This is a genomic window from Pseudomonas sp. Van50 (genome assembly GCF_055390755.1).
Genome location: NZ_AP024343.1, coordinates 4,358,560 through 4,371,231 on the forward strand (window position 1 = coordinate 4,358,560; position 12,672 = coordinate 4,371,231).

At 61.5% G+C, this 12,672-nt stretch carries 10 protein-coding genes; 4 read left to right on the forward strand and 6 right to left on the reverse strand.

Going from position 1 to position 12,672, the window contains the following annotated elements; all coding sequences use genetic code 11:
- The first annotated feature begins 3 nt into the window (after nt 1–3).
- Both arcD and ACZ5M5_RS18280 read left to right on the forward strand, forming a co-directional pair.
- Nucleotides 4–1,497, forward strand: coding sequence for an arginine-ornithine antiporter (gene arcD, locus ACZ5M5_RS18275; RefSeq protein ID WP_060741872.1), 1,494 nt, complete (start codon nt 4–6; stop codon nt 1,495–1,497).
- Nucleotides 1,498–1,585: 88 nt separating this feature from the next.
- Complete coding sequence (locus ACZ5M5_RS18280) at nt 1,586–2,125, forward strand: Hsp20/alpha crystallin family protein (protein WP_060741871.1); 540 nt, start codon at nt 1,586–1,588, stop codon at nt 2,123–2,125.
- 331 nt (nt 2,126–2,456) lie between these two features.
- Here ACZ5M5_RS18280 and ACZ5M5_RS18285 read toward each other — a convergent pair whose 3' ends face one another.
- The 4 genes from ACZ5M5_RS18285 to ACZ5M5_RS18300 all read right to left on the reverse strand — a co-directional run bounded on the left by ACZ5M5_RS18285 (nt 2,457) and on the right by ACZ5M5_RS18300 (nt 8,349).
- A complete protein-coding gene (locus ACZ5M5_RS18285; protein WP_060741870.1) occupies nt 2,457–3,812 on the reverse strand; it encodes an MBL fold metallo-hydrolase RNA specificity domain-containing protein in 1,356 nt (451 codons plus the stop codon).
- Nucleotides 3,813–3,912: 100 nt separating this feature from the next.
- Nucleotides 3,913–4,803: a universal stress protein gene (locus ACZ5M5_RS18290; RefSeq protein WP_103308034.1), complete on the reverse strand. Its 891-nt coding sequence runs from the start codon at nt 4,801–4,803 to the stop codon at nt 3,913–3,915.
- Nucleotides 4,804–4,869: 66 nt separating this feature from the next.
- Entirely contained in the window at nt 4,870–7,242 is a 2,373-nt protein-coding gene (locus ACZ5M5_RS18295) for a phosphoketolase family protein (RefSeq protein WP_060741868.1), read from the reverse strand.
- Nucleotides 7,243–7,455: 213 nt separating this feature from the next.
- Nucleotides 7,456–8,349: a universal stress protein gene (locus ACZ5M5_RS18300; RefSeq protein WP_464737744.1), complete on the reverse strand. Its 894-nt coding sequence runs from the start codon at nt 8,347–8,349 to the stop codon at nt 7,456–7,458.
- Nucleotides 8,350–8,595: 246 nt separating this feature from the next.
- On the opposite strand from ACZ5M5_RS18300, the gene ACZ5M5_RS18305 reads away from it, so the two are divergent.
- Complete coding sequence (locus ACZ5M5_RS18305) at nt 8,596–9,159, forward strand: GNAT family N-acetyltransferase (protein ID WP_072347403.1); 564 nt, start codon at nt 8,596–8,598, stop codon at nt 9,157–9,159.
- A 51-nt stretch (nt 9,160–9,210) separates the two neighbouring features.
- On the opposite strand, the gene ACZ5M5_RS18310 is transcribed toward ACZ5M5_RS18305, so the two are convergent.
- Together ACZ5M5_RS18310 and ACZ5M5_RS18315 are read right to left on the reverse strand one after the other, a co-directional pair.
- Nucleotides 9,211–10,122 carry a universal stress protein gene (locus ACZ5M5_RS18310; RefSeq protein WP_103308032.1) on the reverse strand — a complete coding sequence of 304 codons (912 nt, stop codon included), beginning with the start codon at nt 10,120–10,122 and terminating at the stop codon, nt 9,211–9,213.
- Nucleotides 10,123–10,222: 100 nt separating this feature from the next.
- Nucleotides 10,223–11,473 (reverse strand): MgtC/SapB family protein, encoded by a 1,251-nt coding sequence (locus ACZ5M5_RS18315; protein ID WP_464737745.1) that lies wholly within the window; start codon nt 11,471–11,473, stop codon nt 10,223–10,225.
- Between the two features lie 257 nt (nt 11,474–11,730).
- Between ACZ5M5_RS18315 and ACZ5M5_RS18320 the strand changes: the two genes are divergently transcribed.
- Nucleotides 11,731–12,654 (forward strand): universal stress protein, encoded by a 924-nt coding sequence (locus ACZ5M5_RS18320; RefSeq protein ID WP_464737746.1) that lies wholly within the window; start codon nt 11,731–11,733, stop codon nt 12,652–12,654.
- Nucleotides 12,655–12,672: the final 18 nt, after the last annotated feature.

Here is a 12,672-nt window from a genome sequence, read left to right on the forward strand (position 1 = left end):
ATCATGGCAACGCACCTGCAAGGTACAGAACCGGTCATCCCAACCGTCACACCTCACCCTTTGGCCGGCAGTTTGCGAAAGGTCGAGCCCAGACGCCTGTCGCTGAGTTTGCTGATCGCTCTGGTCGTCGGTTCGATGATCGGCAGCGGCATCTTCAGCCTGCCCCAGAACATGGCAGCCAGCGCCGGTGCCGGGGCGATCCTGATCGGCTGGCTCATCACCGGGGTGGGCATGCTCTCGCTGGCCTTGGTCTACCAGACCCTCTCCAACCGCCAACCGGAGCTGGACAACGGTGTGTTTGCCTATGCCCGTGCCCTGGGCGGCGAATTCCTCGGTTTCAATTCGGCGTGGGGCTATTGGATCAGCGCCTGGATCGGCAATGTCAGTTACCTGGTGATTCTGTTCGCTGCGCTCAGCTACTTTTTCCCCCTGTTTGGCGAAGGCAATAACAAGGCCGCGATCATCGGCGCTTCTGTGGTGCTGTGGGCATTGCATTGGATGATCCTGCGCGGGATGCGCACCGCCGCCAAGGCCAACGCCCTGACGACGATCGCCAAGGTGGTGCCGTTGCTGTTGTTCATCGGGCTGGTCATTGCCGCGTTCTCCAAGGACACCTTCATGGTGGATTTCTGGGGCACGCCGGCGCTGGGCAGTACGCTGGACCAGGTCAAGAGCACCATGTTGGTGACGGTCTGGGTGTTCATCGGTATTGAAGGCGCCAACGTATTCTCCGCCCGGGCCGCCGAACGGGCCGACGTCGGCCGCGCTACCGTGATGGGCTTCATCCTCACATTGTTGCTGCTGATCGCCGTTTCCCTATTGTCGTTGGGCATCCTCAGACAGCCCGAACTGGCCGCGCTGAAGAATCCTTCCATGGCCGGTGTACTGGAAGCGGTGACCGGGCCTTGGGGCGCGGTGCTGATCAGTATTGGCCTGATTGTGTCAGTGGGCGGCGCGCTGCTGGCCTGGACGCTGTTGGCAGCCGAATCGGTCTTCACCCCGGCCAAGGAAAAGGTCATGCCACGCCTGCTGGCCACGGAAAACCAACATGGCGCACCGGCCAACGCGCTGTGGATCACCAACGGCTGCATCCAATTGTTCCTGCTGCTGACCCTGTATTCGAGTGCCAGCTACCTGGCGCTGATTTCACTCGCCACCTCGATGATCCTGCTGCCGTACCTGTTCAGTGGCCTGTATGCACTGAAAATGACCTGGCAAGGCCAGACCTACGCCGGCCATCGCGGCCTGCAACTGCGCGACATGGCCATCGCTGTGGTCGCGACGGGCTATTGCGTCTGGCTGCTCTACGCCGCCGGCCCCCGGTACATGCTGCTCAGTGCCCTGCTCTATGCCCCCGGCTCGCTGATCTACCTGAGCGCCCAACGGGCCAGGACAGGCCGGGCCCTCACTGGTTTTGGCTGGGGCCTGCTGATAGTGATCTGGGTGGCGGCGATCTTCGCCGGCTGGATGCTCTGGGCCGGCCAACTGTCTTTGTAAGTTCGCAAGCGTGCATTGACCCGTTCGGCAACGGTATCTGCTCATCTGGCCAGGTACCCGTCCGGACATCACCAAAGAGGAAAATCAAATGTCCAATTCAGTGAAGAAAATGCCGGTCAAAACCGAAGAAAACGCTCCACCTCTCGCCAAGCCTGAGCTCAGGCATCCGTTTGAAAAGCTCCGCCAGCAGGTGGATCGCCTGTTCGATGATTTCAACCGGGGCACGGGGCTTTCGCCTTTCAGTCGCGGCTTGTTCGATGTCGAGCCTTTCTGGCGTCGCGAGTTTTCCACCAGCAGCCTGCCGGCCGTTGACATCAGCGAGAAGGAAAAGAGCTTTGAAATCACCGCCGAGTTGCCCGGCATGGATCAGAAAGACATCGAAATCCGTCTGGCCAACGGCAACCTGATCATCAAGGGGGAGAAAAAAGACACCAAGGAAGAAAAAAGAAAGGGTTATCACCTGTCCGAGCGCCATTACGGCTCCTTCGAACGCGTGTTCAACCTGCCAAAAGGCGTCGACAGCGACAAGATCGAAGCCCAGTTCAGCAAAGGCGTGCTGACGCTGACACTGCCAAAAAAACCGGAAGCACTGAAAGCGGAAAAGGTCGTGCCCATCAAGGCCGATTGATCGCTTTGAACCCTGCCCCTCGCCGGCCAACGACGAGGGGCTTTTTCCTGCCTGTGCCTATTTCAGGCCGAATGCGTGGTTGAAGCGACCACCGCTATCGCGAGCAAGCTCGCTCCCACACTGAACCTTGGCGGGCACAAATCCCGTGGGCACAGAAAATCCCCTGTGGGAGCGAGCTTGCTCGCGATAGCGGTGGGTCAGCTGACGATGATGGGGGCTGGACTAATGCCTTCGCGAGCAAGCCCGCTCCCACACTGAACCGTGGCGGGTACAAATCCCGTGGGCACAGAAAATCCCCTGTGGGAGCGAGCTTGCTCGCGAAGGCGGTGGCTCAGAGTTCGACGCTATCGCGGTACTCCGGCACCGACACCGACCAACCCAATTCGTCGTGAATGCGGTGGCGCAAGACATCGGACGCATTGGGCTCGCCATGCACGACATAGGTGTGCCGGGGTGGTGTCTTGAAGCCGCCCAGCCATTGCATGATTTCGTCCGCATCGGCATGGGCCGACAGCGTTTGCATGGGCACCACTTCGGCATTGATCGGCACATCCTTGCCATGAATGCGCACCGCCGGCTCGCCGGCCACAATCCTCGCACCGCGTGTACCGCCAGCCTGGAAACCGGGCATCAGCAAGGTGTTGATGGGGTTGGGCGCCAGGCTCTTGAGGTGGTGCAGCACTCGCCCGCCGGTGGCCATGCCACTGGCGGCGATGATCACCGCCGGGGTGCGTTGCAGGTCCAGGGCCATGGAATCCTTGACCGAGCGCACCGGATGGGCGATGTGGCACATGCCTTCGCACTCTTCCCTGGAGAGACGGTGCTCGTCACCAAAGCGCTGGTACAACCGGGTGACGTCGATGGCCATGGGGCTGTTGAGATAGATCGGGATATCGGGGATCGCCCGGCGCTGTTTCAGGCGATACAAGTGGTACATCAGCAACTGGGCACGGCCAACCGTGAACGAGGGCACCAACGTGATGCCACGGCGCAACGCGGTGCGAGTGATCACCTCAGCCAATTGATCTTCCGGCGACTCGTGTGAGTGTCGACGGTCGCCGTAAGTGGACTCCACCAACAGGACATCCGCCTGCTCGATGACCTTCGGCGCGAACATCACCGGATCCTCGGGGCGCCCCAAGTCCCCGGAACACACCAGCGTCACCCCTGCGGCCTGGACCTGTACCGTCGCGGCACCGAGGATGTGTCCGGCGCGACGCAGCAAGATGGTTATCCCCCGGGCGATCTCCACTGGGTGTTCGAATGCAATCGGGCGCAGCAGTTTCAGCGCTCGTTCAGCGTGTTCACGGGTGTACAGCGGGAAGGCCGGTGCGTGTTTGGAAAACCCCTTGCGGTTGGCGTATTCGGCTTCTTCTTCCTGCAGGCGGGCGCTGTCACGCAGCAGGATCTTCACCAACTCACAGGTCGCTGGCGAAGCATAGATGGGGCCGCGATAGCCATTACGCACCAGCACCGGCAGGTAGCCGCTGTGGTCCAGGTGGGCGTGGGTCAGTACGATCGCATCCAGGTCACGCATCGGCAGCTCGAAGGGATCCCAGTTATGCAGGCGCAATTGCTTGTAGCCCTGGAACAGGCCGCAATCGATCAGGATGCGCTGATCGTCGTGTTCCAGCAGATACTTGCTGCCGGTGACCGTACCGGCGGCCCCGAGAAATGTCATGCGCATGGCGGTGCTCCTGGGCAATCGATCGTCAGTCTATTAATCACATTGCTGGACCTCGTTGCCGTTGATCTTTGTCAACAGCTAAGCGGTCGAGTCCGATCCATCACACCGCCAGGACACTGCAAGACACCTGGTACAGGATGTGCTCGGTCGTGCTGCCCAGTAGCCCATGCAGATCGTCGTGCTGGAATCGCCCCATGACGATCACGTCCACTTCATGCTCCAGGGCAAACTCACTCAGGGCCGAGACCGGATGCCCCAGTAGAAAATGCCTGCGCTCGGCCGGCACACCAAACAGGTTCGCCAGTTCCAGAAAGGTTTTTTCCAGGCTCCTGCGCAGTTCCTTGCTGAGCTGCGACAGCGCCAGGCCGCCACCGCCCACATCCCCCAGATAGACTGACGACACTTCATAGGCGTGAACCAGGTGCAGCTCGGCGTCGCACTGCAAGGCCAGCCCCATTGCCTGGCGGATGATCCGGTCGTTCAGCCCACTGTTCTGGGCAAACGCACTGGAAGGGTCCACCGCCGCGACCACTGTACGCGGCAGCGCATGACCGGTGGCCCCAACCAGATACATCGGCACAGGACAGTTGCGCAGCAGTTGCCAGTCCAGCGGGGTGAAAAATGCCCGCTTGAGCATGGGCTCGTGTTGTACCTGCTTGATCAGCAAGTCCGGCTGGATCTGCGTAACGTGTTTCAGGATCTGCTTGCCCATCTTCTGGGCCCATTCCACCTCAGTGGTGACCCGCAGGCCACGGCGGCGCAACTTGTCCGCCTCATCCTCCAACCAATGGCGATGGTCCTGGAGATAGTTCTGCCGCGCTTCCTCACGAGGCCCCTCTTCAAGCAGCGAAAGAATGTCCAGCGAGGGAATCAGGGCGGTGACATGCAAGTGCGCTCCACTGGCCGCCGCCAGGGCCGCGGCGTGATGCAGGGCGGGCGAATGACGCTGTGCCGGGTTGAGGATCAGCAACAGGCGTTGGTACTGGCTCATGATGGGTCTCCAAAGTCGGGCTCGAACGCCACGGCGCAGCGTCGATGCCATGAGGCATGTTGGCCGTCATTGCGGCGTCGGCGTCCAGCGCCAATTCAAGACTTCGGGCATGTCCTGCCCATGCTCGATGAGGTACAACTGGTGCTTTTCCATGGTTGCCCAATAGCGATCCCGAGCACTGTCCACCAGCGGCTGCAAGCGTGGCACGCGCTGGATGACATCGAGCGCCAGTTGGTAGCGGTCCAGGTGGTTGATGACCGCCATGTCGAACGGCGTGGTGGTGGCGCCCTCCTCCATGAAACCGCGGACATGGAAGTTATCGTGGCCGTGACGCTTGTAGACCAGCCGATGGATCAGCGACGGATAGCCGTGGAAGGCGAAAATCACTGGCTTGTCCACGGTAAACAACCCATCGAACTCGGCGTCCGGCAACCCGTGGGCATGCTGTTGCGGCGGTTGCAGGGCCATCAGGTCCACGACATTCACTACCCGCACGCGCAGGTCGGGTACGTATTCGCGCAGCAACGTGACAGCGGCCAGGGTTTCCAACGTTGGCACGTCACCGGCACAAGCCATCACCACATCCGGGTCTTCGTCGTTGTTGCAGGCAAAGGCCCAGCGACCGATCCCGACCGAGCAGTGCCGAACGGCCGAATCGATGTCCAGCCACTGCCATTCCGGCTGTTTGCCGGCCACGATCACATTGATGTAATCGCGGCTCTTGAGGCAGTGATCGGCAACGGACAGCAGGCAATTGGCGTCTGCTGGCAGGTAGATGCGCACCACGTCGGCGCTCTTGTTCGCCACCAGGTCGATGAACCCCGGATCCTGGTGGGAAAAGCCATTGTGATCCTGTCGCCAGACATGGGACGTGAGCAGGTAATTGAGCGAAGCAATCGACGCGCGCCACGGGATCTGGGCGGCAGTCTTGAGCCATTTGGCGTGCTGATTGAACATCGAATCGACGATATGGATGAACGCCTCATAGCAGGAAAACAGCCCATGCCGGCCAGTCAGCAAATACCCCTCCAGCCAGCCTTCACACACTTGTTCGCTGAGGATTTCCATCACCCGGCCATCGCATGCCAAGTTCGTATCGTTTGCCTCCAGGGCCGCCATCCAGGTTTTGCCACTGACCTCGTACACCGCATCAAGGCGATTGGAGGCGGTTTCATCGGGGCCGAACAGACGGAAATTGCCTGCCCGCAGGTTGTGCTTCATCACATCACGCACAAAACCGCCCAACACCCGGGTGGCCTCTGCCTGCACGCTGCCGGGCGCGCCGAATTGCACGGCGTAATCGGTGAACCGCGGCAGTTCCAGGGGTTTTAGGAGCACGCCACCATTGGCATGGGGATTGGCGCCCAGGCGCCGATGTCCCGTCGGCGCCAATGCGGCAATGTCCGGCAGCAACGCACCGTTGTCGTCGAACAACTCCTGCGGACGGTAGCTCTGGAGCCATTGTTCCAGTTGCATCAAATGCAGGGGCAACTCGAAGTGGCTCAGCGGCACCTGGTGGGCGCGCCAGGTGCCTTCGACCTGCTGGCCATCGACGAATTTCGGACCGGTCCAGCCCTTGGGCGTGCGCAGCACCAGCATTGGCCAAAGCTGGCGCTCCAAGGTACGTCCCGACGAATCCGCGCGGGCCATGCGCTGGATTTCGCGAATCTTGAGCAACATGCCGTCCAGGGTCCTGGCCAACTGTTGGTGCACCGTTTGCGGATCGTCGCCTTCGACAAAATAAGGATCGTAGCCGTAGCCATACATCAGGGCCGACAGTTCGTCTTCACTGATGCGCGAAAGCAGCGTGGGGTTGGCGATCTTGAAACCGTTGAGATGAAGAATGGGCAGCACGGCCCCGTCACGCCTGGGGTTGAGGAATTTGTTGGAGTGCCAGCTCGCCGCCAACGTGCCGGTTTCGGCCTCACCGTCGCCGATGACGCAAGCCACGATCAGGTCAGGGTTGTCGAACACTGCGCCATAGGCATGGGCCAGGGAATAACCCAACTCCCCACCTTCATGGATGGAGCCGGGAATCTGCGCAGAGACATGGCTGGATAAGCCATAAGGCCAGGAAAATTGCCGGAACAGGCGCAGCATTCCGTTTTCATTCTGCTCCACCGAGGGGTAACACTGGGTGAAGCTGCCCTCCAGGTAACTCTGGGCGACGATGGCGGGGCCGCCATGACCGGGGCCGGTGATCAGGATCATGTTCAAGTCACGGGTCTTGATCAGGTGATTGAGGTGCACGTAAATCAGGTTCAGCCCCGGCGTTGTGCCCCAATGGCCCAGCAGGCGCGGTTTAATATGATCGCGTTGCAGCGGTTTGCGCAGCAACGGGTTGTCCTTGAGGTAGATTTGCCCCACGGCCAGGTAATTGGACGCACGCCAGTAGGCGTCAATGCCTTCCAGTTGGTCGGGGCTGAGAAAATCGCTCATCACGTCCTCCGCAAAAACACAGGATTGCCATGCTTGATTCTGGAACGCAGGAAGGCATGTGACTTGATTTACATCAGAACCAGGGACGCTAAGGTCATACCAGGTGCTTGCTCGATGCCCTGGTGCCGCCGGCCTTGCCTGCTACCCATTGGTCCAAGTCAAACCAAACGCTGGAGCGCCTGATGAGCGGACAGGTCCATGGGGCCGTCGTACTCACTCCTTGACCGCCAGCACACTGCCCGGCACCGAATACAAGGCACGCTCTGTCGTGCTGCCAATCAAGCGCTCAAGACCGGCGCGGTGCACAGTACCCATCACCACCACATCGGCCTCGAATTCGTCGATGAATTCCTGGATGACCGGCACCGGCAGGCCAACGACGAAGTGCCGACGCTCCGCCGGTACGCCACAGCGCTCGGCCAGGCTGATAAGCGCCGCATGCAGCGATTCGCGCAGGGCGTCGGTAAAGTCGTCATCCCAAGCACCGGCCAGCAACGAGGCTTCGCCATTGAAGGCCGGCGACAGGTCGCAGGCGTACAACAGATGCAACGAAGCGTCGCACTGCCGGGCCAGCGCGGTAGCCGTCTGGACGATACGCTCATTCAAGGCATTGGCCTCGGGATCCGAGGGGTCCACCGCAGCCACGACCCGCCGCGGCAAGCTGTGCACCGCCTGGTTGACCAGGTGCACCGGCACCGGACAGTCACGCAACAAATGACAGTCAAGGGGCGTGGCGAACACGCGCTTGAGCAAGGGTTCAAGGGTAACGTCCTTGATCAGCAGGTCTGGCTTGAACTGCTCGACGTAGCGCAGGATTTCCAGCAACGGATGGAGCGTCCACACCACGTGAGTCGTCACATCCAGGCCTTCCTCCTTGAGCAGCGCCGCCTCTTCTACCATCCAGCGACGATAGCGGTGCAAATAGCGCTGCACGCTCGCTTCATCGATTTTTTCACCCCATAAATGGGTGCGGGCCGGTGGCTGGACGAACGCGCACAAGTGCAGCGCAGCCCCGCTGGCCCGGGCCAGGGCACAGGCCCTGCGCATCGCCGCAGAAGGATGCAGGTCGGGTTCGACGATCAATAGCAGACGCTGGTATTGCCCCATCGCACACCTCCATCGGATTGCCCATACGAAATCCAGAACCTTGCACCGGCCTTTTCCGGCACGATCTTCAGCGTGCGCCCATCTAGGCCCCGGACGGTTTGATCTGAATCAAAGGCAGGGCAATCGACGGACGGATACGCGGGCACTGATCCAGATCAGAATCGATCGCCGTGGCGGGCGTAGAACACTATCGAATGCGTAGCTTTTTATCGCACCGCACGTGTACATCCGAGGGAGGATCGCACCATGCTCACTGTCAAAGACCACAACGAACGCGCCGCTGCCCTGTATGCCAGCATCAGTGGCAAACACTGGATCCAGGCACTCAAGGACGGCCGGCATGTCTTGATCCGCCCGCTCAGGGAGCAGGATCGCCAGCGCGAATACGACTTCATCATGCGCCTGTCACCGGAGTCCCGGCACATGCGCTTTCTGGCGCAGATCAATGAGCCGGGCGCGGCGCTGCTCGATAATTTGATGGACGTCGACTGCAAGACGCGCATGGCCTACATCGCCCTGGTCCATGACAACGGCGAGTTGATCGAGATCGGGGTCAGTCGCTATTGCGCGACCCAGGAACACGAATGCGAGTGCGCGGTGACGGTCGCCGACCCTTGGCAACACCTGGGGCTGGGGACATTGCTGATGGAGCACCTGATCGACACCGCGCGTAAAAATGGCTACCGCCAGATGTACTCCGTCGATGCGGCCAGCAATGCCCCGATGCGGGATTTGGCCCATAGCCTGGGTTTTGAAACCCACAGCGATCCCGACGACACCCGGCAGGTCATCCACCGGCTCTACCTTTAGCTCCGGACGCTGCGCGAGGCCTTGGTATGGCCTCGCACAGCGTTGATCCCGTCACGCTTGCGGCTTGATCGCCAACACGCTGCAGGGCGCCCGTTGCAGCAGCAGCTCAGCGGTAGTGCCCAAGCGCCTGTCCAGGCCACGATGCGCCGTGGTGCCCATGACGATGACATCGACCTGGTGATCGGCGGCGAACGTGCAAATGCTGTTCAGCGGCGCTCCTTCGATGAAGTGGCGCTGCTGCGGTGCGACCCCATGCCGCTCGGCCAGGGACTCGAACACCTCATGCTGGGCCTGGCCCAACGCTTCATAGAGCCCGGTGGCCAGGGGCAGCGCGCCAATGCCCATGTCCGAGGCGTAGACAGCCGTCCAATCGAAGGCGTGCAGCAACTCGACCTGGGCATTACATTGTTCCGCCAGTTTGACCGCGGCGTCGACGATCTGGTCGTTGAACACCAGATCCTGCTCCTCGCTGCGCAGCACATCGACAATCGCCAGGACCCGCCGAGGCCGCGGGTGACGCGAATCCGTGACCAGATGCACCGGCACCGGACAGTCACGCAGCAAGCGCCAGTCCAGGGGTGTGAAAAACACCCGTTTCATCGCCGGTTCCGGCTGCGCGTCCTTGATGATCAACGCCATCGGCATCTCCTTGACGTATTGCTGCAAGGCTTGGAAGGCATCCTTGCTCCACACCACCTCGCAGGTCACCTCGACGCCGTGCCGGCGCGCCAGTTCGGCCTGTTGCCACAGCCAATGCCGATGGGTTTCCAGATAACCCTCACGCGCTTGCTTGACCTGTTCCGGGGCGAACAGACCGGCCACCGAGAGCAACTCCAGGTAGTCGAACGCCACAATATGCAGGGGCAGGTCCAGCGCCAGGGCCAACTCGGTGGCGCGGTCGAACGCCGGCGTACGGATCATGGCGTCAGGCGCCACTAGCAATAAACGTTGAGTCTGGGACATGGAACACCTCGGCACGTGGCGACAGCCACTTAAAGGATTGAGGTTTCCAGAATGGACGCCTGCCCGAGACAGGACTTGATCTTCATCAAACAGCCATCATTCAGGCTGACAAACTCGGGAGCAACAGCCCTGCCCACATCGCCAGTGTGACCAGCACCTGGCCGGGGATCACATACCCGGCGAACCTTCGCCCGCCACTGAGCCAGGCGACGACGCATTTGCTCAGGGAGTTGCTGCTCAGCGCCATCAGCACCGGTACGGCGACGCCGTCGAAGGGCAACAACCCGCCCTTGGCTAGGGACGCGATGGAGGCCGTCGAAGCATGTGCGTCGAGCAACCCGCTGAAAATCGCGGTGACGGTCACCCCGGCCTGGCCAAACGCATCGAGCATCGCCGACGAGAGGACGGTGATACCGGTCATTGCCAGAACCATGGTCAACGCCAGCTTGAGGCTGAAGGCACCGCCGTGTTTGATGGGTTCATCGGCCCGCGCCCTTGGACGGGGAAACATCAGCAGGCCGGCGTAGAGCAATACCATCAGCATCCCGCACACCAACGGCCCCCACATCCAACGCAGCAGCACGGGGTCCACGGCTGCGAGAATCAGGCTCATTTGAACCACCGTCGCCAGGTTGGATAATACCGCCGCGGCGCTCACCACCTTGAGATTGATCGGCTCTTTGACCGCGATACCGCCCATGGTCGCGACAGTCGCCGTGGCAGAAGCAAACCCCGAGGCAATCGCACTGAGGGCGTAGCCATAGCGGGTCCCCAGGGTTCGAACCGCGACATGCCCCAGCGCACCCACCGCCATCAGCATGACGGTGAGGGTGCACAGGTTGCGCAGGTTGATTGCGTCATAAGGCCCGAGGAATCGATCCGGTGCCAGCGGGAGCACGACCAGCGCGGCGATCAACAGCACCAGGCCATCGCGCAGCTCGGTGGCAGTCAATTGGTTGCGGGCAAAGTGGTGTAACGCCTGGCGGCTGGCGAGCAGCCCGGCAATCACTACGCCAATCGCCGTCGCCAGGCCCGGGGCGCTCGCACAGAGCGCACCCAGTGCCAGTACCGCGAACAACGCCACCTCGCTGGTAATCCCCGGGTCCTTGTCGAGATTTCGCCAATAGGCCACGGTCACCAATGCGCCCAGGGCGAGCGTCATGCCCCCCAGCAACAAGGGACCGCCCGCCTGGACCGCCAGGTAGCCGAGCACGGACGTGATGGCGAAGGTGCGCAGGCCGGCGAAGTCGCGCCGGTCACCCTCGCCTTTGCGTCGTTCGCGCTCAAGCCCCACCAGCAGGCCGATTCCCAGCGCGGCGGCGGCATTGGCGAAGGCCAGGGTTTCAGTCATGGTCACGGCTCTCTGGCGCTGCCTGCGGTTGTCACTCAATCCAGAGGCCCGAGCCGACTGCGCTCGGGCCCTGGGGCGACTGATCATGCTCAAACATAGCGCGATTGCCGCGCCGTTGCCGCCTTCAACGCAACGCTTTGAAGCGTGTTTGATGCAAATCAAGTTACCGGGCGCCATGACGCTCATGATCGATGACAGACACCACGCCGCGCGAAACGTCGCCCGGCGCCAACAGGTCCTTGCCCGGGAGGTTTGTCATGTCTACGCAATCACGCTTGATGCTGGTCGTCTCGCCACTGATGGAGCACAGCCCGGCGTTCGACCGGGCGGCCGCGCTGGCCAAGGCCGAAGGCGCGGCACTGCATATTGTCGCTTTTGACTACCTCGAAGGCCTGGCCACGGCGGGCCTGGTAAACGAACAAGCACTGGAGCAGATGCGCCTGGGCTACATCGAGCGCCATCGGCAGTGGCTGGAGGAACAGGCCAGGCCCCTGCGCAACCTCGGCATCGAGGTCACGACAGAAGTGACGTGGGTCGAGCGCCCCTTGCAGGAAATCCTGGTCCACCTCAAGGAAGCGCCTATGGATGCACTGATCAAGTCGGTGGACCCTGAGTCATGGTTTTCCCGACTGATGTTCACACCGCTGGACGTGCACCTGCTGCGCGAATGCGCAGTTCCATTGCACTTCGTCAACAAGGTCGCCCACGCTCGTCCGCGCAAGATCCTGGCCGCCATCGACCCGTTCCATCAGGACGGACACTACGAAGGCCTCAATGACCGTATCCTGAGCGAAGCCAACAAGCTGGCCACCCGCTGCGACGCGACGCTGGAAGTCATCTACGCCTATGACCTTTCGTCCATTACCGCCGCCGAATACGGTTTCGGCAACGGTTCGATGTTCTTCTCCTCGACCCTGGCCCGCCAGCTCTACGAATCCCAGGGCGCCGCCTTCGATGCACTGGCCGAACGCAATGGCATCGCCCCGGACCAGCGACGCATGATCATGGGTGACCCGGCCAAGGTGTTGGCGAGCTACGCCGCATCCCATGACATTGACGTCATCGTCATGGGGCGCGTGCGCTACGGCAGCCTGGACAAGCTGATCGGCAGCACCGTGGAAAGCCTGCTGTACAAAATGCCCTGCAGCCTGTGGGTGATTGCGCCGCAGCGAATTGGCTGAGGTGCAGTTGCGCAGATG

Excerpts from the sequence above, each read along its gene's own strand:
- arcD (WP_060741872.1), top strand. The coding sequence starts at position 4 with ATGGCAACGCACCTGCAAGGTACAGAACCGGTCATCCCAACCGTCACA.
- ACZ5M5_RS18280 (WP_060741871.1), top strand. The coding sequence starts at position 1,586 with ATGTCCAATTCAGTGAAGAAAATGCCGGTCAAAACCGAAGAAAACGCT.
- ACZ5M5_RS18285 (WP_060741870.1), bottom strand. The coding sequence starts at position 3,812 with ATGCGCATGACATTTCTCGGGGCCGCCGGTACGGTCACCGGCAGCAAG.
- ACZ5M5_RS18290 (WP_103308034.1), bottom strand. The coding sequence starts at position 4,803 with ATGAGCCAGTACCAACGCCTGTTGCTGATCCTCAACCCGGCACAGCGT.
- ACZ5M5_RS18295 (WP_060741868.1), bottom strand. The coding sequence starts at position 7,242 with ATGAGCGATTTTCTCAGCCCCGACCAACTGGAAGGCATTGACGCCTAC.
- ACZ5M5_RS18300 (WP_464737744.1), bottom strand. The coding sequence starts at position 8,349 with ATGGGGCAATACCAGCGTCTGCTATTGATCGTCGAACCCGACCTGCAT.
- ACZ5M5_RS18305 (WP_072347403.1), top strand. The coding sequence starts at position 8,596 with ATGCTCACTGTCAAAGACCACAACGAACGCGCCGCTGCCCTGTATGCC.
- ACZ5M5_RS18310 (WP_103308032.1), bottom strand. The coding sequence starts at position 10,122 with ATGTCCCAGACTCAACGTTTATTGCTAGTGGCGCCTGACGCCATGATC.
- ACZ5M5_RS18315 (WP_464737745.1), bottom strand. The coding sequence starts at position 11,473 with ATGACTGAAACCCTGGCCTTCGCCAATGCCGCCGCCGCGCTGGGAATC.
- ACZ5M5_RS18320 (WP_464737746.1), top strand. The coding sequence starts at position 11,731 with ATGTCTACGCAATCACGCTTGATGCTGGTCGTCTCGCCACTGATGGAG.